21 protein-coding genes are annotated in these 19,011 nt (G+C 62.1%); 4 read left to right on the top strand and 17 right to left on the bottom strand.

Features of this window, described 5'->3' with window-relative positions; all coding sequences use genetic code 11:
• Positions 1-25: 25 nt before the first annotated feature.
• The gene (locus tag PSFL_RS00755; protein ID WP_057439007.1) at positions 26-1,351 is read left to right on the top strand and encodes a lytic murein transglycosylase; all 1,326 of its coding nucleotides are present in this window, start codon (positions 26-28) and stop codon (positions 1,349-1,351) included.
• Positions 1,352-1,446: 95 nt separating this feature from the next.
• On the opposite strand, the gene PSFL_RS00750 is transcribed toward PSFL_RS00755, so the two are convergent.
• From PSFL_RS00750 to PSFL_RS00690, 13 genes are all read right to left on the bottom strand, one after another.
• The gene (locus tag PSFL_RS00750) at positions 1,447-2,379 is read right to left on the bottom strand and encodes an LD-carboxypeptidase (protein WP_169959810.1); all 933 of its coding nucleotides are present in this window, start codon (positions 2,377-2,379) and stop codon (positions 1,447-1,449) included.
• Between the two features lie 174 nt (positions 2,380-2,553).
• Positions 2,554-3,555 (bottom strand): lipoyl synthase, encoded by a 1,002-nt coding sequence (lipA, locus tag PSFL_RS00745; RefSeq protein ID WP_057444888.1) that lies wholly within the window; start codon positions 3,553-3,555, stop codon positions 2,554-2,556.
• Positions 3,556-3,580: 25 nt separating this feature from the next.
• Positions 3,581-4,228, bottom strand: a complete 648-nt coding sequence (lipB, locus tag PSFL_RS00740; RefSeq protein WP_057960700.1) for a lipoyl(octanoyl) transferase LipB — start codon at positions 4,226-4,228, stop codon at positions 3,581-3,583.
• Positions 4,228-4,503 carry a DUF493 domain-containing protein gene (locus PSFL_RS00735; RefSeq protein ID WP_029292256.1) on the bottom strand — a complete coding sequence of 92 codons (276 nt, stop codon included), beginning with the start codon at positions 4,501-4,503 and terminating at the stop codon, positions 4,228-4,230. Before PSFL_RS00735 ends, lipB begins: the two co-directional genes overlap by 1 nt.
• 85 nt (positions 4,504-4,588) lie before the next feature.
• Positions 4,589-5,746 carry a D-alanyl-D-alanine carboxypeptidase family protein gene (locus PSFL_RS00730; protein WP_029292257.1) on the bottom strand — a complete coding sequence of 386 codons (1,158 nt, stop codon included), beginning with the start codon at positions 5,744-5,746 and terminating at the stop codon, positions 4,589-4,591.
• Between the two features lie 182 nt (positions 5,747-5,928).
• Positions 5,929-6,924: a septal ring lytic transglycosylase RlpA family protein gene (locus PSFL_RS00725; RefSeq protein ID WP_115129076.1), complete on the bottom strand. Its 996-nt coding sequence runs from the start codon at positions 6,922-6,924 to the stop codon at positions 5,929-5,931.
• Positions 6,924-7,934: a lytic murein transglycosylase B gene (gene mltB / locus PSFL_RS00720; protein WP_315492068.1), complete on the bottom strand. Its 1,011-nt coding sequence runs from the start codon at positions 7,932-7,934 to the stop codon at positions 6,924-6,926. The genes PSFL_RS00725 and mltB overlap by 1 nt, the downstream gene beginning before the upstream one ends.
• A 17-nt stretch (positions 7,935-7,951) precedes the next feature.
• Positions 7,952-9,055 (bottom strand): rod shape-determining protein RodA, encoded by a 1,104-nt coding sequence (rodA, locus tag PSFL_RS00715; protein WP_050492738.1) that lies wholly within the window; start codon positions 9,053-9,055, stop codon positions 7,952-7,954.
• Between the two features lie 31 nt (positions 9,056-9,086).
• A complete protein-coding gene (gene mrdA / locus PSFL_RS00710; RefSeq protein ID WP_115129078.1) occupies positions 9,087-10,982 on the bottom strand; it encodes a penicillin-binding protein 2 in 1,896 nt (631 codons plus the stop codon).
• Between the two features lie 15 nt (positions 10,983-10,997).
• Positions 10,998-11,465: a 23S rRNA (pseudouridine(1915)-N(3))-methyltransferase RlmH gene (gene rlmH / locus PSFL_RS00705; protein ID WP_029292262.1), complete on the bottom strand. Its 468-nt coding sequence runs from the start codon at positions 11,463-11,465 to the stop codon at positions 10,998-11,000.
• Positions 11,466-11,474: 9 nt separating this feature from the next.
• Entirely contained in the window at positions 11,475-11,969 is a 495-nt protein-coding gene (rsfS, locus tag PSFL_RS00700) for a ribosome silencing factor (protein ID WP_032861691.1), read from the bottom strand.
• Between the two features lie 70 nt (positions 11,970-12,039).
• A complete protein-coding gene (gene nadD, locus PSFL_RS00695; RefSeq protein WP_057439003.1) occupies positions 12,040-12,684 on the bottom strand; it encodes a nicotinate-nucleotide adenylyltransferase in 645 nt (214 codons plus the stop codon).
• Positions 12,684-13,949, bottom strand: coding sequence for a glutamate-5-semialdehyde dehydrogenase (locus PSFL_RS00690; RefSeq protein ID WP_057960706.1), 1,266 nt, complete (start codon positions 13,947-13,949; stop codon positions 12,684-12,686). Before PSFL_RS00690 ends, nadD begins: the two co-directional genes overlap by 1 nt.
• A 177-nt stretch (positions 13,950-14,126) precedes the next feature.
• Here PSFL_RS00690 and PSFL_RS00685 point away from each other — a divergent pair, with 177 nt between their 5' ends.
• Together PSFL_RS00685 and PSFL_RS00680 are read left to right on the top strand one after the other, a co-directional pair.
• Positions 14,127-14,810, top strand: coding sequence for a DNA-3-methyladenine glycosylase (locus PSFL_RS00685; protein WP_397469552.1), 684 nt, complete (start codon positions 14,127-14,129; stop codon positions 14,808-14,810).
• Positions 14,811-14,969: 159 nt separating this feature from the next.
• Complete coding sequence (locus PSFL_RS00680; protein WP_057960708.1) at positions 14,970-16,286, top strand: bifunctional DedA family/phosphatase PAP2 family protein; 1,317 nt, start codon at positions 14,970-14,972, stop codon at positions 16,284-16,286.
• 1 nt (position 16,287) lies between these two features.
• Here the strand turns inward: PSFL_RS00680 and PSFL_RS00675 are convergent, their stop codons facing one another.
• From PSFL_RS00675 to PSFL_RS00660, 4 genes are all read right to left on the bottom strand, one after another.
• Positions 16,288-16,494 (bottom strand): hypothetical protein, encoded by a 207-nt coding sequence (locus tag PSFL_RS00675; RefSeq protein ID WP_057439037.1) that lies wholly within the window; start codon positions 16,492-16,494, stop codon positions 16,288-16,290.
• A 107-nt stretch (positions 16,495-16,601) separates the two neighbouring features.
• Positions 16,602-17,192 carry an LON peptidase substrate-binding domain-containing protein gene (locus tag PSFL_RS00670; RefSeq protein ID WP_057439001.1) on the bottom strand — a complete coding sequence of 197 codons (591 nt, stop codon included), beginning with the start codon at positions 17,190-17,192 and terminating at the stop codon, positions 16,602-16,604.
• Positions 17,193-17,213: 21 nt separating this feature from the next.
• Positions 17,214-17,930, bottom strand: a complete 717-nt coding sequence (locus PSFL_RS00665; protein WP_169959814.1) for an LrgB family protein — start codon at positions 17,928-17,930, stop codon at positions 17,214-17,216.
• Positions 17,927-18,289, bottom strand: a complete 363-nt coding sequence (locus PSFL_RS00660) for a CidA/LrgA family protein (RefSeq protein ID WP_057438999.1) — start codon at positions 18,287-18,289, stop codon at positions 17,927-17,929. The genes PSFL_RS00665 and PSFL_RS00660 overlap by 4 nt, the downstream gene beginning before the upstream one ends.
• 207 nt (positions 18,290-18,496) lie before the next feature.
• Here PSFL_RS00660 and PSFL_RS00655 point away from each other — a divergent pair, with 207 nt between their 5' ends.
• Positions 18,497-18,952 (top strand): MaoC family dehydratase, encoded by a 456-nt coding sequence (locus PSFL_RS00655; RefSeq protein ID WP_057438998.1) that lies wholly within the window; start codon positions 18,497-18,499, stop codon positions 18,950-18,952.
• Positions 18,953-19,011: the final 59 nt, after the last annotated feature.

The following is a 19,011-nucleotide window of genomic DNA, read 5'->3' as shown; positions in this document are numbered from 1 at the left end:
TGATTCGTATTTCCTGGACCTGTGCATGCCCTCTAGTCTTTCCCGTCGTTGGCACCTTCGCCAATTGATTGCTGCCTCCAGCCTGATCCTGTTAGTCGCCTGCGCCGAAAAACCCACCGCCGCCGACGCTCAGCCCCTGCCCACGCTCCAGACCGCACCGGTTGCCGCCCCCGCCGTAGTTGCGCCCCTGGCCGTGACCAATCTCGATATCCAACCGACCCAGACCTTCGCCGAATGGCAGGCAGGTTTTCGCGTCGAGGCCCTGAAGGCCGGTATCACCCCGACGGTATTCGACACCGCCTTCGCCAACGTCACCCCCGACATGGCGGTCATCCGCGCCGACCGCAGCCAGCCGGAGTTTTCCCGCCCGGTGTGGGAATACCTCAACGGTGCCTTGTCGGCGCTGCGCGTACGCAATGGCCAGGCCTTGCTGATCAAGCACGCCGATATCCTGCAAAGCATCGAACAGCGCTACGGCGTTGATCGCCAGGTGCTGGTCTCGGTGTGGGGCATGGAAAGTAACTTCGGTTCGTTCCAGGGCAATAACTCGGTGATCCGCTCCCTGGCGACCCTGGCCTATGAAGGCCGCCGCCCGGCATTCGCCCAGGCGCAGTTGCTGGCCGCGCTGCAAATCATCCAGCACGGTGACATTCCAGCCGAACAGATGCGCGGTTCGTGGGCCGGCGCCATGGGCCAGACCCAGTTCATACCGACCACCTACAACACCCACGCCGTGGACTTCGACGGCGACGGTCGCCGCGACATCTGGAACAGCTCGGCCGACGCCCTCGCCTCCACTGCGCACTACCTGCAAAGCTCGGGCTGGCAGAAAGGCCAGCCGTGGGGCTTTGAGGTGCAGCAATTGCCGACAAACTTCGATTACGCCCTGGCTGATGGCGTGGTGCGCAAGCCGGTCGGCGAATGGTTGAAGCTGGGCCTGCAGGTGCCGGCCGGTGCCAGCGTGCCGCCCAACGTAGAAACGCTGTCGGCCGCCCTGCTGCTGCCGGCCGGCCATCGTGGCCCGGCGTTCCTGGTGCTGGATAACTTCCGCGCAATCCTCAAGTACAACAACTCGTCGTCCTACGCCCTGGCGGTCGGCCTGTTGTCCGAGCGTTTTGGCGGCGGTGGGGTGATTCGCGGCGATTGGCCAACCGATGAACTGCCACTGACCCGCTCCCAGCGCATCGAGTTGCAGACGGTGTTGAGCGCCAATGGCTATGAGGCCGGCAACCCGGACGGGATTATCGGCGCCAATACGCGCAAGGCGATTCGTGCGGCGCAGCAGTCGTTGGGCTGGCCGGCGGATGGATATCCGACGGTGAAGTTGTTGGAGTCGTTGCGTAGCCGCTAGATCGGTGTAGGGCGACTGCCGCTCCCACATTTGGAATGCAATTCCCTGTGGGAGCCAGCTTGCTCGCGATAGCGTGCCGACAGGCGGCAAAACACTCAGAGCCTAGACACCACATCCTGCTCCAGCACCAGCCGCTGTTCCCCCGCATCCAGGCGCACCAAGGCGCCCATCGGCAAGGTCAGATTGGGGTCGCAATGGCCGCTGCGCCAGCCGGACAGGACCGGAATACAGAACGGTTGGAAGGTCTGTTTCAACAGCCGCTCCAGCGCGACGTTATCCACTCCCGCCACATCCCCCACCAGCACACCGCGCACCTGCGCCAGCTTGCCCGCCAGGCGCAAGTGCGTCAGCAGGCGGTCGATGCGATAGATTGGCTCGTTGACGTCCTCGATAAACAGGATGATGCCCTCGGCATCAAGCTCGAAGGGCGTGCCCATCACCGCCGCGATCATCGACAGGTTGCCCCCCAGCAAGCGCCCACAGGCGATGCCAGGCTCAATGGTGGTCAGCGGGTACGCCACTGGGTGCGCCAGCACACTGCCAGCGCCCAGCTGGCCGCGCAGCAGGCTGAACAGTGATGACTCCGTGGGCTGTTGCTTGTCACCGAGCAGGTCGGCATTGAGCATCGGGCCGTGGAAGGTCACGAAGCCGGCGTAGCGGCTGATCGCCAAGTGCAGCGCGGTGATATCGCTGTAGCCGACGAAGGGCTTGGGATTGGCTGCCAGCAGCTCGAAATCCACGCTATCGAGCAAGCGTGGGGTACCGTAGCCCCCGCGCAGGCAGAAGACGGCGTCGATCTCGGGATCGGCGAAGGCCGCGTGCAGGTCGCGCAGGCGTACTTTATCGCTGCCGGCCAGATAGCCATCGCGCTCATACACCCCCGAGAAAATCCGCAGCTCGTAGCCACGGGCGCGCATCCATTGCCCGGCCTTTTCAACATCCAGCGCGGCGGGGCCAGCGGGGGCAATGAGGCCGATCACACCTTCGGCGCGCAGGGCGGGTACGGCGGTGGCAAGCGGGTTAGTCATCCTTGGTTCTCCCTATTCTGTACAGCACAACGAACTGTGGGAGCGGGCTTGCCCGCGATGCACACGCCTCGGTGTATCAGTTGCACCGAGGCGATGCTATCGCGGGCAAGCCCGCTCCCACACAAACCAGCCCCCCCTACACGCCCATCCACACAAATGGATCGGCGCCAAGGTTTAGGAAACCAGGCTAGCCTTGACCAGCTTGGCCTGTTCGTCGGCGTGGTACGACGAACGTACCAGCGGGCCCGACGCGACGTTCTTGAAGCCCATCTTGTAGCCTTCTTCGGCAAACCAGGCAAAGGTGTCCGGGTGCACGAAACGCTGCACCGGCAAGTGGCTGCGCGACGGTTGCAGGTACTGGCCGAGGGTCAGCATGTCGATGTCGTGTTCGCGCATGCGCTTCATGACTTCGATGACTTCTTCGTCGGTTTCGCCCAGGCCCAGCATCAGCCCGGACTTGGTCGGGATGTGCGGCATCATCTGCTTGAATTTCTGCAGCAGGGTCAGCGACCACTGGTAGTCCGAACCCGGACGCGCAGCCTTGTACAGGCGCGGCACGGTTTCCAGGTTGTGGTTGAACACATCTGGCGGCTCGGCGGCGGTAATTTCCAGGGCGACGTCCATACGGCCACGGTAGTCCGGGACCAGGGTCTCGAGCATCACGTTCGGCGACAGTTTGCGGATTTCGCGGATGCAGTCGGCAAAGTGCTGGGCACCGCCGTCGCGCAGGTCATCGCGGTCTACCGAGGTGATCACCACGTACTTGAGTTTCAAGTCGGCGATGGCGATGGCCAGGCTTTCCGGCTCGTTGACGTCCAGTGGCTTCGGCCGGCCATGGCCAACGTCGCAGAACGGGCAACGACGGGTGCAGATGTCACCCATGATCATGAAGGTCGCGGTGCCGCCGGAGAAGCACTCGCCCAGGTTCGGGCACGAGGCCTCTTCGCACACACTGTGCAGCTTGTGCTTACGCAGCAGCGCCTTGATACGGTCGACTTCCGGCGAGACCGGGATGCGCACGCGGATCCAGTCGGGCTTTTTCGGCAGTTCGGTGGTCGGAATGATCTTCACCGGGATGCGTGCAACCTTCTCGGCGCCGCGCAGCTTGACGCCGGCTTCCACCTTGGCACGCGGAGCCGGGGCCGGACGCTCGGTAATGTCCAGCGTCGGGATCATGGTTTGCACAACATCAGTAGTCATATCAGTCGATTCCGCCCGTCAGGGTCGTCTGCTCAGCATAGTCGAGGTGTTTGACGAGCTGCGCGCGCAGCCGGGCACTTACCTCGGCAAATTCTAGGGGTGTTGCGTGATCGCTCAACTGGGTCATGGCCAAACCGGCGTAACCACAGGGATTGATCCGGCGAAACGGCGCCAGGTCCATGTCCACGTTCAGGGCCAGGCCATGAAAGGAACAGCCATGGCGGATGCGCAGGCCCAGGGAGGCGATTTTCGCGCCGTCGACATACACACCTGGAGCATCGGGCTTGGCCACGGCAGTCACACCATAACTGGCCAGCAGCTCGATCAGGCAGTTTTCCATGCGACTGACCAGCTCACGCACGCCGTAACCCAGCTTGCGCACATCCAGCAGCAAATAAGCCACCAGTTGTCCGGGCCCATGGTAAGTCACTTGACCACCTCGGTCGACCTGCACCACCGGAATATCACCCGGAAGTAGTAGATGCTCAGCCTTGCCAGCCTGGCCCTGGGTGAATACCGGCGGGTGTTCCACCAGCCAGATTTCGTCGGGAGCCGAGCTGCCGCGCTCATTGGTAAAGCGCTGCATGGCGTGCCAGACCGGCTCGTACGCCATCTGGCCGAGCTCGCGAAAGCCCAGGACCTGCGACATCACAACACCATATGTACGAAACCGGTGGCTCGCAGTTCGCTGTTGATGTCGTAAAGCTGGTCTTGACCGGTCGCAACGATGTGCAACTGGATCGTGGTGTACTTACCGTTGGTGCTCAAGCGCTCATCCACACGGTTGTCGTTGATCGTTGCGTGTTTACGCATGATCTCGAGGATCTTGTCTTTGTTGCCCACACCGGTATCGCTGATCACCTTGACGGGATAGTCCGTCACCGGGAATTCGATCTTTGGCGCCTTTACTTCTTTATCGGTCATGGCGAAACGGCCTCGTAAGCGGTAAGCCGTGGCGACGGGCAAAGCCCCGCGTCGGATCAACGCGGGGCCTTGCGGGTGCACACAATCAGTTGAACAAGCCGTAGAAGAATAGACGGATGCTATCCCACACGCGGCGGAAGATACCACCTTCCTCAACGGCGTCGAGTGCGATCAGATCGGCGCTGTGTACGACTTTGTCGTCCAGCTTCACTTCGACTTTACCGATCACATCGCCCTTGGCGATTGGCGCGGTCAGTTGTGGGTTCATGGTCATGCTGGCAGCCAGTTTCTTCAGCTGGCCTTTAGGCATGGTCAGGGTCAGGTCGTCAGCCAGGCCGGCCTTGACTTGACGCTCGGTGCCTTTCCACACAGGAGCCTGGGCCAGTTCGGCACCCTTCTGGTAGAAGGTCTGGGTTTCGAAGAAACGGAAGCCATAGGTCAGCAGCTTCTGGGTTTCCGCCGCACGGGCCTGTTCGCTGTTGGTGCCGAACACCACGGCGATCAGACGTTGGCCGTCACGCACAGCCGAGGACACCATGCAGTAGCCGGCTTCGTCGGTATGCCCGGTTTTCAGGCCGTCGACGGTCTTGTCGCGCCACAGCAACAGGTTGCGGTTAGGCTGCTTGATGTTGTTCCAGAAGAATTCTTTCTGGGAGTAGATGGCGTAGTGCACCGGGTCGACACGAATGATCGCGCGCGCCAGGATCGCCATGTCATGGGCCGACGAGTAGTGGTCTGGGTTTGGCAGGCCGGTCGGGTTCATGAAGTGACTGTTGGTCATGCCCAGGTCAGTCACGGTTTTGTTCATCATGTCGGCAAATGCATCTTCGCTGCCGGCAATGTGTTCGGCCAGGGCGACGCTGGCGTCATTACCGGACTGGATGATGATGCCGTGCAGCAGGTCGCTGACAGTGACCTGGGAGCCGACCTTGATGAACATCCGCGAACCGCCGGTGCGCCAGGCGTTTTCGCTGACGGTCACCGGATCGTTTTCACCGATCTGGCCGCGACGGATTTCCAGGGTCGCGATATAGGCGGTCATCAGCTTGGTCAGGCTGGCCGGCGGCAGGCGCTGGTCACCGTTGTTTTCGACCAGCACGTTGCCGCTGGCGGCATCCATGAGCACGTAGGACTTGGCAGCCAGTTGCGGTGGCGCTGGCATCATTTCGACGGCCCAGGCAGCGGGCGCAATGATCAGCGGGACAAGCAGGCACAGGCGTTTGGCTAAGGTGGTGATGTTCATCCGTCTCTCGAAATTGCTTATGGAAACTTGCCCTCGCGGGCAAAACATTCAGACAGCCCGTCACCAGGCTGTCGCGTATTCAGTTGCCAGCTCAACCCTTGCCTTCGGGTTTTTATTATTCGAAGAGCCTGCAACCAGGGCCCCGGCGCGCAAGCGTGCCAGCACCCTCGATCCGCTACTGCTTATTCGGCGCCGACCACGCTGGGCTGACCCAGGTTGGCCAATCGCACGCTGTTCTGTACCTGGGCAATCTCGCCCGCCGAGCCGATGGGGCCCAGGCGTACCCGGTGCAGGGTCTGCTGGTTACGCACGATGGAGCTGATAAAGACTGGCGCGCTGACCATCCCGCTGAGCTTGGACCTTAACAGTTCTGCCGCATCCGGGTTGGCGAAAGCACCGACTTGCAGGTACTGCCCGCCCGCTGCATTGCCCGGCGCCGCCTGTGGCACGGCCACGACTGGCGCGGCGTGCTGCTGGGGCGGCGGCGTCCACTGCTCGACCTTGCCCGCCGAAGCGGTGATCTGCGGTTGGGCGCTTTGTGGTTCATTGAGCATCAATGGCGCTGGCTTGCCGCGCTGGGCCCAGTACTGGGCCGGATCGATGCCTTCGACCTTGACCCGCGCCGTGCCGGATTCGGCATAGCCGAGTTTTTTCGCGGCTGCGTAGGACAAGTCGATGATTCGGTCGGAGTAGAACGGCCCACGGTCGTTGACCCGCAGAATTACCACGCGGTTGTTGTCCAGGTTGGTCACCCGTACATAGGCCGGCAGCGGCAAGGTCTTGTGGGCCGCGCTCATGCCGTACAGGTCATACACTTCGCCGTTGGCGGTGTTCTGCCCGTGGAACTTGGTGCCGTACCAGGACGCGGTGCCCGACTGCACATAGTTCTTGGATTCCTGCAGCGGGAAGTAGGTCTTGCCCAGTACCGTGTAGGGGTTGGCTTTATAGTTGCCGGTATGCAGGGTCGGCGTGGCATCCGGGATGCGCGAGACGTCGACGTCCCACCACGGCGCGCCGTCCTTGTGAGCCCGGTTGATATCCAGCCCCGGCTGCGCGCGGACTACCGGGCCACCGGCCTTCTGCACCGGCGCACGGCTGGTGGAGCAACTGACAACCAGCAAGGACAATGCGGCAAGCGCCACCAGCTTGAGCGGTTTATTGATCGGCGATACCCGCATTACTTGACGCCCCGTGCTTGAACCAGCATGTCTGACAGCTGATGTACGGCCATGGCGTACATCACACTGCGGTTATAACGCGTGATTGCGTAAAAATTCTTCAGGCCCATCCAGTATTCCGGGCCGTCTGCGCCCTCCAGGCGGAAGGCGGTAACCGGCATATCATCGCGCAGCGCATCATGACTTGACCAGCCCAACGCCCGCAACTCCCCGACGGTTTTCACCGGCTCGATGCCCTGGGTCAGGCCTTCATCGGCGCGATCGCCCGTGACATTGGCGCGAATCACCACCGGCTCGCCAGCCACCCAGCCGTGACGCTTGAAGTAGCTGGCAACGCTGCCGATGGCATCATCGGGGTTGCTCCAGATGTTGATATGGCCATCACCGTCGAAGTCCACGGCGTAGGCGCGAAAGCTGCTCGGCATGAACTGTGGCAGGCCCATGGCCCCGGCGTAGGAGCCTTTGAGGGTCAATGGGTCGACCTGCTCTTCACGGGCCAGCAGCAGGAACTCGCGCAGTTCCTTGCGGAAGAATTCGGCACGGGGTGGGTAATCGAAGCCCAGGGTCGACAAGGCGTCGATCACCCGGTAGCTGCCGGTATTGCGCCCGTAAAAGGTTTCAACGCCGATGATCGACACGATCACCTGGGCCGGCACGCCATATTCCTGCTCGGCACGGGCCAGTACGGCCTCGTGCTGGCGCCAGAAGTCCACACCCCGCGCCACCCGGGCGTCGGTGAGGAACATCGGGCGATAGTCCTTCCACTGTTTGACGCGCTCGGCGGGGCGAGAGATCGCGTCGAGGATCGACTGCTTGCGCTGGGCCTCGCGGAACACGCCCATCAGTTGTTCGCCGGCGAAACCATAGTCACGCGTCATCTCACCGACAAACTCGGCGACCTGGGGCGAGCCGTCGTAATCGCCGGCCAGGGCTGGCTGTGCAGCGCCAAAGGCGCCCACCAAGCCCAGACAGGACGCATACCGAGCAGCCCAGCCGCGCATTGCTTGCATTGACATCTTCACCTTATTCAAACCTGTGCGATCCACTTGCGATGGGTATGGATCGACATCAAGACCCCAAACGCTGACAGTAATGTCACCAACGAAGTTCCGCCGTAGCTAATGAACGGCAACGGCACCCCAACCACCGGCAGCAGGCCACTGACCATACCGATGTTGACGAAAACGTAAACAAAAAAAGTCATTGTCAGCGCGCCGGCAAGCAATTTGCCGAACAACGTCTGCGCTTGCGCGGTAATCACCAGGCCACGCCCGATCAACAGCAAGTAGATCAGCAACAGTGCGCAGATGCCCACCAGGCCGAACTCCTCGCCCATCACCGCGATAATAAAGTCAGTGTGGCTTTCCGGCAGGAAGTCCAGGTGCGACTGGGTGCCCAGCAACCAACCCTTGCCAAACACGCCGCCGGAACCGATGGCCGCCTTGGACTGGATGATGTTCCAGCCGGTGCCCAGCGGATCGCTCTCGGGGTCGAGGAAGGTCAGGACTCGCTGCTTCTGATAGTCGTGCATGAAGAAGAACCACATGGCGACAGCCACCGGCACAGCCGCCACCAGCACACTGACGATCCAGCGCCAGCGCAGACCGCCCATGAACAACACGAATGCACCGCCAGCAAGAATCAGCAGGCCGGTGCCGAGGTCCGGCTGGCGCACGATCAGAATGAATGGAATGCCGATCAGGATCAGGCTGATCCCCACATGCTTGAGCTGCGGCGGCAAGGTGCGCTTGGCCAGGTACCAGGCGATGGTGGCCGGCATGAGGATCTTCATGAATTCCGACGGTTGGAAGCGAATCACCCCCGGGATATTGATCCAACGGGTGGCGCCCATGGCGTTGTGACCCATGACGTCCACCACCACCAGCAGCAGCACCCCGGCGACATACCCCAGCGGCACCCAGCGCGCCATGAAGCGCGGCTCCAGCTGGGCGATAACCACCATCGACAACAGGCCCAGGCCAAACGAGGACGCCTGCTTGATCAGCAGGTCCCAGTTCTTGCCACTGGCCGAATACAGCACGAACAGGCTACCGGCTGCCAGGGTCAGCAGCAGGATCAGCAACGGGCCATCAATGTGCATGCGCTGCAACAAGGTGGCGCGGCGGCGCATCACATCCTCACTGGAGAGAATGCGGTCGAAATTACTCTTCACGGGCCGTAGCCTCCGCGCTTGAAGGGTTGGCAAACTCAGGCTTGAGCTTGCCGTCCTGGTCCAGCAACCAGGCGTCCATGATCTGGCGCACCACCGGGGCGGCCACGCCGGAACCGGACTCGCCGTTCTCGACCATCACCGCCACGGTGATTTTCGGGTTGTCGGCCGGGGCGAAACCGACGAACAAGGCGTGGTCGCGATGGCGTTCCTGGACTTTGGAGCGGTCGTATTTCTCGCCCTGCTTGATTGCGACCACCTGGGCGGTCCCGCTCTTGCCGGCAATCCGATACTGCGCGCCAATGGCCGCCTTGCGCGCCGTGCCTCGCGCGCCGTGCATCACTTGTTGCATGCCGTGGTTGACCTTGGCCCAGTCGGACGGGTCGCGCAGGACGATGTCCGGGATCGGGTTTTCATCCACCGGCTGTTCACCCTCGATGGTCTTGGCCAGGTGCGGACGAATCCACTTGCCTTTGCTGGCCACCAGCGCCGTGGCCTGGGCCAGTTGCAAGGGCGTGGCCTGCATATAGCCCTGGCCGATCCCCAGGATCAGCGTCTCACCGGGGAACCAGGCCTGGCGCCGGGTGGCGCGCTTCCACTCGCGGGACGGCATCAGGCCTGGGGATTCTTCAAACATATCCAGGGACACTTTCTGACCGAGGCCGAACTTGCCCATGTAAGTCGATAAACGATCAATCCCCAGCTTGTGGGCCAGGTCATAGAAGTAGGTGTCGTTGGAACGCATGATCGCCGTATCTAGGTCCACATAGCCGTCGCCGGTACGGTTCCAGTTACGGTATTTGTGATCGTAGTTGGGCAACATGTAGTAACCCGGATCGTAGACCCGGCTGGAGGCGGTAACGACACCGGCATCCAGGCCGGCAATCGCCACCGCCGGCTTGATGGTCGAACCTGGTGGATACAAACCGCGCAGCACCCGGTTGAACAACGGCCGGTCGATGGAATCACGCAACTCGGCATAGGCCTTGAAGCTGATCCCGGTGACAAACAGGTTGGGGTCGAAACTCGGCTGGCTGACCATGGCCAGGACCTCGCCGGTGTTCGGGTCCAGCGCGACCACCGCACCACGACGCCCGCCGAGGGCCATTTCCGCGGCCTCCTGCAGCTTGATATCCAGGCTCAGGACAATGTCCTTGCCGGGAATCGGGTCGGTGCGCTTGAGCACCCGCAGCACCCGGCCACGGGCGTTGGTCTCGACTTCCTCGTAACCCACCTGGCCGTGCAGTTCCGGCTCGTAGAAGCGCTCGATACCGGTCTTGCCGATATGGTGGGTGCCGCTGTAATTGACCGGATCGAGGGTTTTCAGCTCTTTTTCGTTGATCCGCCCCATATAACCGACCGAGTGGGCAAAGTGCGCCCCCTGCGGGTAATGCCGCACCAGTTGCGCCACCACCTCCACCCCCGGCAGGCGGAACTGGTTCACGGCGATCCTGGCGATCTGCTCTTCAGTCAGCTCAAACAGGATCGGCACCGGTTCAAACGGGCGCCGCCCCTGCTTCATGCGCTTCTCGAAGATCGCCCGGTCTTCCGGCGTCAGTTGCAGCACCTCGACAATCACATCAAGGATCTGCTGCCAGTCACCGGACCGTTCGCGGGTCATGCTCAGGCTGAAACTGGGCCGGTTATCGGCAATCACCACGCCATTGCGGTCGAAAATCAGGCCACGGGTCGGCGGGATCGGCTGCACATGAACCCGGTTGTTTTCCGACAACGTGGAGTGATACTCGTACTGGATCACCTGCAGGTAATACAGACGGGCGATCAACACGCACATCAACGCCACCACCGCGATCGCGCCAAAGATCACGCGCGCGCGTACAAGACGTGCGTCTTTCTCGTGGTCCTTGATGCGGATCGGCTGGGTCATCAGGCAGGGCGCAGACTATTTGTGGTAAGGGTGCCCGGACAGGACTGTCCAGGCGCGATACAGCTGTTCACCAATCAGAATCCGCACCAGCGGATGGGGCAACGTCAGGGGCGACAGCGACCAGCGCTGATCGGCCCGTGCACAAACTTCCGGCGCCAGCCCCTCGGGGCCGCCGACCATGAAGTTGACCGTGCGCGAATCCAGGCGCCAGCGATCCAGTTCCACCGCCAACTGCTCGGTGCTCCAGGGTTTGCCGTGCACCTCAAGGGTGACGATGCGCTCGTTGGCACCGACCTTGGCCAGCATCGCCTCGCCTTCCTGACGGATAAAGCGCGCCACATCGGCGTTCTTGCCCCGGGTGTTGAGGGGTATTTCCACCAGTTCCAGCGCAAGTTCGGATGGCAGACGCTTGGCATATTCATGCCAGCCTTCTTCCACCCACTTGGGCATGCGTGAACCGACAGCGATCAGACGCAGGCGCACAGCCGTTCCTTATTCCTGGTCTTTGTTGAGCTTGTCGAAGTGCGCGTGACCGACTTCAGGGCTGTGGTGCTTGCCATCGGCAGCACGGCTCTGCTCGGCGCCTTTCCACAGACGCTCCAGGTCGTAGAACTGGCGAGCGTTGCTGGTCATCATGTGTACGATCACGGTGTCCAGGTCAGCCAGCACCCAGTCGCTATCGCCCTTGCCTTCTTCACCCAGTGGCTTGACGCCCTGGGCTTTGACGGCTTCGCGAACCTTGTCCAGCATCGCGCCGATCTGGCGGTTGGAGGTACCGGTGGCGATGATCATGAAATCGGTGATGCTTTGCTTGTCGCGCACGTCCAGGACCTGGATGTCCTGGGCCTTCACGTCTTCCAGGGCGGCTACGGCCAGCGCAACCAGCGCTTCGCCTTCAGGGGCCGGGACCAGCAGGGCTTCCACTGGCAACGGTGCGCTCTTGAACGTGCCTTTGCGCTTAACTTTGCTTACGTCTTTGTTCGTCATATAAAACTCGTTTTGCTCATTAGTTCGGGCGCTTCAATACACGACTATTCGTGCCTTCAAGCGCGCCTTTTCAGTTCGACGCACGGTAAAGCCCGTGCGCATCGATGTAGGCCAGGACCGCGTCAGGCACCAGGAAACGTACCGACTTACCGCTGGCCAGCAGTTGACGGATCTGGGTGGCGGACACCGCAAGCGGGGTCTGCCAGACGAATGCAATATTCCCGCTCGGCCCGGTCAGGGCCTGTGGGTCACTTACCGACCGCGCTGCCAGCAGGTTGCGCAAGGCATCCGGCGGTTCGCTGTCGGCATCCGGGCGTTGCAAAACCAGGATGTGGCAATGCTGGAGCAACTCTTCCCAGCGATGCCAAGTGGGCAGTCCGCAAAATGCGTCCCAGCCCAAAAGCAGAAACAACTGGTCATCGGCGGCCAACTCGGCCCGCGTCTGTTCCAGGGTGTCGATAGTGTAGGACGGTTTATCGCGTTTGAGCTCGCGGTCGTCCACCACCAACGGGGCAATCCCGGCCACCGCACACTGCACCATCGCCAGGCGCTCCTGCGCGCTGACCTGCGGTGTGTCCCGGTGCGGCGGCCTGGCATTGGGGATCAGCCGCAGCTCTTGCAGCCCGAGGGTATCCGCCACTTCCAGGGCACTGCGCAAATGGCCGATGTGCACGGGGTCGAAGGTACCGCCGAGCAGCCCGATGCGTTTACCCATCAAGTGCGCACATGACCATCGCCAAAGACCACGTACTTCTCGCTGGTCAGGCCTTCCAGGCCCACCGGGCCACGGGCATGCAGCTTGTCCGTGGAAATCCCGATCTCCGCCCCCAGGCCGTACTCGAAGCCGTCGGCAAAACGCGTCGAGGCGTTGATCATCACCGAAGCAGAGTCTACTTCGGTGAGGAAACGCCGGGCATCGCTGAAATGCTCGGAAACAATGGCATCGGTATGCTTGGAGCCGTAGGTATTGATGTGCTCGATGGCCTGGTCCAGGTCATCGACGATACGAATCGACAGGATCGGCGCCGTGTATTCGGTGTACCAGTCCTGCTCGGTGGCTTCGATCACGTCGCTGCCCAGCAATGCCCGGGTACGCTCGCAACCCCGCAGCTCCACGCCTTTGTCACGGTAGATTGCAGCCAGCGGCGGCAACACGCGCTCGGCAATGCCGGCGTGGACCAACAGGGTTTCCATGGTGTTGCACGGCGCGTAGCGGTGGGTCTTGGCGTTATCGGCAATGCGGATCGCCTTGTCGAGATCGGCCGCCACGTCGATAAACACATGGCAGACGCCATCCAGGTGCTTGATAACTGGCACCTTGGCATCGCGGCTGACACGTTCGATCAGGCCCTTGCCGCCGCGTGGAACAATTACGTCGACAAACTCCGGCATGGTGATCAGCGCCCCGACGGCGGCGCGGTCGGTGGTTTCCACCACTTGCACCACTTCAGCCGGCAACTCGGCCACGGCCAGGCCTTGCTGGATGCAGGCGGCGATGGCGCGGTTGGAATGGATCGCTTCGGAGCCGCCGCGCAGGATGGTGGCGTTGCCGGACTTCAGGCACAGGCTCGCGGCGTCGATGGTCACATTGGGCCGCGACTCATAGATGATGCCGATCACGCCCAGAGGCACGCGCATCTTGCCAACCTGGATACCTGACGGCAGGTAGCGCATGTCGCGGATCTCACCGATGGGGTCCGGCAGCTTGGCCACCTGGCGCAAGCCTTCGATCATGTCGTCGATACGGGCCGGCGTCAGCGCCAGGCGATCCAGCAATGCCGGCTCCAGACCATTGGCCCGGCCGTTGGCCAGGTCCAGCTCGTTGGCAGCGGTCAACTCGGAGCGCGAGGCATCCAGAGCATCGGCGGCTGCCAGCAGGGCACGGTTCTTCTGCGCGGTGCTCGCACGGGCGATCAACCGCGAGGCCTGACGGGCAGCGCGACCCAGGCGGGTCATGTAGTCAAGAACGGACTCAGTCATGGTCTGGTGGGATCTTGGCAAAGAGGAAAGCGGCAGATTATAGCTGTCGCGCCGTCCTACGGACAGCGGTGAGGGGCGGATGGTCGAAATGAACTGTAAAAACTCGACGTTCAGCGGTGATTAAGGCTGAAGTTGATATCATCCTGTCACATTTGGCCTGCGCAACCGTCCATCGTCATGTCCAGTTCTCACCCAAAGCTCCCCGCCAACCCCCTGCCTGATGGCTTTTTCGACCGCGACGCGCAAACGCTCGCGAAAGATTTGCTGGGCAAAGTCATCCGCCATCGGGTCGGCGAGTTGTGGCTGTCGGCGCGAATTATTGAAACCGAAGCCTATTATTTGGCCGAAAAAGGCAGCCATGCGTCCCTCGGCTACACAGAAAAGCGTAAGGCTTTGTTTCTGGATGGCGGCCACATCTATATGTACTACGCCCGTGGCGGTGACTCCCTGAACTTCAGTGCCCAGGGGCCAGGCAATGCCGTGCTGATCAAGTCGGCCTACCCCTGGGTGGATGAGGTATCAGGGCCTGCCAGCCTGGCGCAAATGCTCCTCAACAACCCCGACGCCAGCGGCCGTCCGCGCCCGGCCCAGAAGCTTTGCGCCGGGCAAACCCTGCTGTGCAAGGCCCTGGGTTTAAAGGTGCCAATGTGGGACGCCAAGCGCTTCGACCAGGAGCAGCTGTACGTCGAGGATGTGGGCCTGGCCCCCACGCAGATTATCCAGACCACCCGCCTGGGCATTCCCGGCGGGCGCGATGAACACCTGATGTATCGCTTTGTCGATGGCGGCTATGCGCCCTATTGCACACGGAACCCGTTGCGACGCGGCCAGGTCGAAGGCCGCGATTACGTTTTGATTTGAAATATGCCCTGCAGGAATGGGCTTATGGGGGAGCGGGCTTGCTCGCGATAGCATCACCTCGGTCTGTCAGTCATACCGAGTCGCCTGCATCGCGAGCAAGCCCGCTCCCACACAAGCTCGCCCCTATAGAGGGACATCACCACTGATGGAGAGGATTGTATGGGCCCATGGCTCGATGGCATTACTGGCTGGCTGACCCTTAACCCGCAATGGCTGGCCGCGGCGGTGTTTATCGTCGCCTTTGTGGAATGCCTGGCCATCGCCGGGATTATCGTGCCAGGCACGGTGCTGCTGTTTGCGATTGCCGCACTGGCCGGCAGCGGCGCGCTGTCCCTGAGTGAAACCCTGCTGCTGGGCTTGCTCGGCGGGCTCTTGGGCGACGGGATTTCCTACTACCTGGGCCGGCATTTCCACCAGAACATCCGGCGCCTGCCCGGCTTGCGCCATCATCCCGAGTGGATGGACGGGGCCGAGGCCTACTTCCAGAAGTACGGCATCGTCAGCCTGCTGGTAGGACGCTTCATCGGCCCATTGCGCCCCATGCTGCCCATGGTCGCCGGGATGTGTGATATGCCGTTCCCGCGCTTCGCCGCCGTTAGCGTGCTGGCCGCCACCGGCTGGTCAATCGCCTATCTGTTGCCGGGCTGGGCCGCCGGCGCGGCGTTTCGGTTGCCGCTGCCCGAAGGGTTCTGGCCCGAGGCCGGGGTGGTTGCCGCGTGCCTGGCCGTGTTGTTCGGCATCGCCCTCAACAGCACCTTGCGCGGCCATCGCCGGGCCACGTTGTGGATGGGCTGCGCCAGCCTGGCGTTGTTGATCGCGATGTTTATTGGTTATCCGTACCTGAACCATTTTGACCAGGGTTTGATGGCCCTGGTCCAGGAACACCGAGGCCCGGCGATGGACCGGATCATGGTGATGACCACCCAGTTGGGCGAGTTCAAGAAGATGTTCGTCGCCAGCGCGGTGCTGACCGGCCTGCTGCTGCTGGCGCGACAATGGCGCCAGGCGATTTTCGTCGGGGCCACCCTGCTCGGGGCCGCGCTGATCAACACTGGGAGCAAGCTGTTCTTTGCCCGCGGCCGGCCAGAAATCCTCGTCGACCCGCTGACCAGCTTCAGCATGCCCAGCGGTCACGCCTCTGGCTCGTTTGCGTTCTTCCTCGCGCTGGCGGTGCTGGCCGGTCGCGGCCAACCGACCCGCATGCGCCTGGCGTGGCTGCTATTGGGCGCCATTCCGGCCGCTGCCATTGCGTTGTCGCGGGTATATCTGGGGGCCCACTGGCCGAGCGATATCCTCGCCGGCACCTTGCTGGCCATGACGGTCTGCGCCTTCAGCCTGACCTTGAGCCAGCGCCACAGCCTGCTGCCGCCCATGGCGCCGAAGGTGTGGTGGTTGATCGTGCCGGGTTGCGTGGCGGTCCTGGGGTTCTTTGCCCTGACCGGCACCTCCCATGCCCTGCTGCGCTACGCTTACTGAGCTAGGCCGGGCCGACCCAGTCCACGGGAGCGTGACGCCGTTCGGCGCAGCGTTCCCGGCGCTCCAGCAACATTTCATCGGCAATTTCGGCAGCCCGCTCGGCAATGTATTCGGGGCCGCGATCGCGGGCCTGCTGAATCACTTGCGCGGTTACGCTGACAAAAAATGCGTCCCAGACCAGTTGCTCCGATGGCGATAATCGAATCATGTTCATTCCCTGATAGTGGTGGCGGAGCCTCCACTATTTCAGGCGATGGGCACGCGGCAACGATGAAAAATCCGAAGCGGTCATGGATTATTCCGAGATAACGACACTCAAGCGAACAGCTCGCCCTGCAATTCATCCAGCAGCACCTGAATCGCATCCAGGCGCAGCACCGGATCGTCGAGCTGCAACAGCTCGATCTTGTCGGCGTCGGTAAACGGCAACAGGTAGGCCAGGCGGTTGCCCAGTTCCTGCTGCCCGTGCACGTCGGCCCCCATATCCAGTGAGGCGACCATCGGATGCTCGGCCAGTGCCTGCAGCAGGGCCAACAGGTCGGCGTCTTCCTCATCCAACGGGCGCTCGGGCTGCTCTTGCAGCCACTCGACATCGGCGACCAGTAGTTGATCGCGCTGGACCTGCGCCTCCCGCACCCGAAACCTGCGCCCACCCTCGACACGGATCCCCAGCAGGCCATTGTCCTGCTGCTTGAAATCCCGAATCAGCGCTTCGCACCCCATCAATGCATAGCCGTCCGGCGCGAGGCCGACTTCCTGGCCATCGAGGATGCACACCACACCAAAGCCTTCGCCCTTTTTCATACAGCGACTGATCATGTCCAGGTAGCGCGCCTCGAACAGCTGCAGGTCGAGGGTGCAGCCTGGAAACAGCACAGTATTGAGAGGGAACAACGCCAGACTCATAAAGCGTTCCTTAAACCCGACTTAAATCGCCAAAGACACGGCCAATGGCAGGAATACTGCCGTGGCCACGCCCATCAAACTCATCGCCAATGCCGCAAAGGCGCCGCACTCCTCGCTTTCCTGCAAGGCCACCGAGGTGCCGACCGCGTGGGCGGTCATGCCCAGGGCCATGCCCCGCGCCTCCGGGGTGTGCACGCCCAGGTACGACAGAAAGGCCGGCCCGATCATCGCCCCGATCACCCCGGTGATCAGCACGAACACCGCCGCCAGTGCCGCGACGCCGCCGATCTGCTCGGCCACCAGCATGGCGATGGGCGAGGTCACCGACTTGGGCGCCATGGTCATCAGCACCATGTGTTCGGCGCCAAACCACCAACCCAGCCAAACGCACAGGCCAGTGGCAAACACGCCCCCCACCACCAGCGTAGTAAAAATCGGCCAAAACAACTGGCGAATCCGTCGCAGGTTCAGGTACAGCGGCACCGCCAGTGCCACGGTGGCCGGGCCCAGCAGGATGCTCATGATCTCGGTACTTTTGCGGTATTCGACATAGGTCAGGCCGCACCCCAGGAGCACGCCGATCACCAGCAACATCGAGACCAGCACCGGTTGCAGGAAGATCCAGCGGGTTTTCTCGAACCCCGCCAGTACCAGTTGATAGGCGCCCAGGGTAATGCCGATGCCAAACAAGGGATGGTGGATCACCGCAGCCCACGCGCCCTGCCAATCGAAGGTCATTGCCCCTCCTCCCGCTGTGCCTGGCGCTTGACCAGCTTTTGCATGAGCACGCCGACAAAGGCCATGGCAATCACCAGCGACAACACCAGCGCCCCGACGATGGCCCAGAAGTCGGCGGCAATGTCCTTGGCATACACCATCACCCCCACTGCCGGCGGCACCAGCAGCAACGGCAGGTAACGCAACAGGCTGCCGGCCGCCAGGCTCAGTGGCTCACCGACCTCGCCGCGCCACACCAGATACGCCAGCAGCAACAGCAGGCCGACAATCGGCCCCGGCAAAACCGGCAGGAACAAGTGATTGATTGCCGTGCCCAGCAATTGGAACAACACCAGCCATGTCAAACCGCGTAACAACATGGGTTTTTCTCCCCCAAAAGCCCGTGGGCATTATAAGCACGCCGCTCCTATGAACAGGCATTCGCCAAAAGCATGGTGGGTTGACCGGGCCATTTGCCCATGATGATCTACATTGGTTCTCTGCAAACCACCTAAAACAACAACCCCCTGCCGGCGCCAGCGTGCCCGTGCCGCCAGGGAGAGATAGATGAACCAAGGAGAGTCGCAATGCCCTTTGTACCTGTAGCGCAACTCAATGAATATGTCGGCAAGGAACTGGGACGTTCCGCATGGCTCACCATCGACCAGGAGCGTATCAACCTGTTCGCGGAAGCGACCGGCGATTTTCAGTTCATCCACGTCGACCCGGTAAAAGCCGCCCAGACTCCGTTTGGCAGCACCATCGCCCATGGCTTTCTGTCGCTGTCGCTGATCCCCAAATTGATCGAAGACATCCTGATCATGCCCGAGGGTTTGAAGATGGCGGTCAACTACGGCCTGGACAGCGTGCGCTTTATCCAGCCGGTGAAAGTCAACTCCAAGGTACGCCTGGCGGTGACCCTCACCGACGCCACCGAGAAAAAGCCTGGCCAGTGGCTGCTCAAGGCCAGCTGCACCCTGGAAATCGACGGCCAGGAAAAACCGGCCTACATCGCCGAGTCGCTGTCACTGTGCTTCGTCTGACACACCTGTAGGAGCCGGCCTGCCGGCGATAGCGCCAGCAGCCGCGCCATCGCCGACAA

The organism is Pseudomonas sp. DD1, assembly GCF_044510355.1.
GTDB classification, from domain to species: domain Bacteria; phylum Pseudomonadota; class Gammaproteobacteria; order Pseudomonadales; family Pseudomonadaceae; genus Aquipseudomonas; species Aquipseudomonas shahriarae.
The sequence above is the reverse complement of the archived record's forward strand: the minus strand, read 5'-3'. Positions and strand labels throughout refer to the sequence as shown.

What these genes read in the sequence shown, in the direction of transcription:
- PSFL_RS00755 (WP_057439007.1), top strand. Translation starts at nt 26, where the DNA reads ATGCCCTCTAGTCTTTCCCGTCGTTGGCACCTTCGCCAATTGATTGCT.
- PSFL_RS00750 (WP_169959810.1), bottom strand. Translation starts at nt 2,379, where the DNA reads ATGACTAACCCGCTTGCCACCGCCGTACCCGCCCTGCGCGCCGAAGGT.
- lipA (WP_057444888.1), bottom strand. Translation starts at nt 3,555, where the DNA reads ATGATCCCGACGCTGGACATTACCGAGCGTCCGGCCCCGGCTCCGCGT.
- lipB (WP_057960700.1), bottom strand. Translation starts at nt 4,228, where the DNA reads ATGTCGCAGGTCCTGGGCTTTCGCGAGCTCGGCCAGATGGCGTACGAG.
- PSFL_RS00735 (WP_029292256.1), bottom strand. Translation starts at nt 4,503, where the DNA reads ATGACCGATAAAGAAGTAAAGGCGCCAAAGATCGAATTCCCGGTGACG.
- PSFL_RS00730 (WP_029292257.1), bottom strand. Translation starts at nt 5,746, where the DNA reads ATGAACATCACCACCTTAGCCAAACGCCTGTGCCTGCTTGTCCCGCTG.
- PSFL_RS00725 (WP_115129076.1), bottom strand. Translation starts at nt 6,924, where the DNA reads ATGCGGGTATCGCCGATCAATAAACCGCTCAAGCTGGTGGCGCTTGCC.
- mltB (WP_315492068.1), bottom strand. Translation starts at nt 7,934, where the DNA reads ATGCAAGCAATGCGCGGCTGGGCTGCTCGGTATGCGTCCTGTCTGGGC.
- rodA (WP_050492738.1), bottom strand. Translation starts at nt 9,055, where the DNA reads ATGCGCCGCCGCGCCACCTTGTTGCAGCGCATGCACATTGATGGCCCG.
- mrdA (WP_115129078.1), bottom strand. Translation starts at nt 10,982, where the DNA reads ATGACCCAGCCGATCCGCATCAAGGACCACGAGAAAGACGCACGTCTT.
- rsfS (WP_032861691.1), bottom strand. Translation starts at nt 11,969, where the DNA reads ATGACGAACAAAGACGTAAGCAAAGTTAAGCGCAAAGGCACGTTCAAG.
- nadD (WP_057439003.1), bottom strand. Translation starts at nt 12,684, where the DNA reads ATGGGTAAACGCATCGGGCTGCTCGGCGGTACCTTCGACCCCGTGCAC.
- PSFL_RS00690 (WP_057960706.1), bottom strand. Translation starts at nt 13,949, where the DNA reads ATGACTGAGTCCGTTCTTGACTACATGACCCGCCTGGGTCGCGCTGCC.
- PSFL_RS00685 (WP_397469552.1), top strand. Translation starts at nt 14,127, where the DNA reads ATGTCCAGTTCTCACCCAAAGCTCCCCGCCAACCCCCTGCCTGATGGC.
- PSFL_RS00680 (WP_057960708.1), top strand. Translation starts at nt 14,970, where the DNA reads ATGGGCCCATGGCTCGATGGCATTACTGGCTGGCTGACCCTTAACCCG.
- PSFL_RS00675 (WP_057439037.1), bottom strand. Translation starts at nt 16,494, where the DNA reads ATGATTCGATTATCGCCATCGGAGCAACTGGTCTGGGACGCATTTTTT.
- PSFL_RS00670 (WP_057439001.1), bottom strand. Translation starts at nt 17,192, where the DNA reads ATGAGTCTGGCGTTGTTCCCTCTCAATACTGTGCTGTTTCCAGGCTGC.
- PSFL_RS00665 (WP_169959814.1), bottom strand. Translation starts at nt 17,930, where the DNA reads ATGACCTTCGATTGGCAGGGCGCGTGGGCTGCGGTGATCCACCATCCC.
- PSFL_RS00660 (WP_057438999.1), bottom strand. Translation starts at nt 18,289, where the DNA reads ATGTTGTTACGCGGTTTGACATGGCTGGTGTTGTTCCAATTGCTGGGC.
- PSFL_RS00655 (WP_057438998.1), top strand. Translation starts at nt 18,497, where the DNA reads ATGCCCTTTGTACCTGTAGCGCAACTCAATGAATATGTCGGCAAGGAA.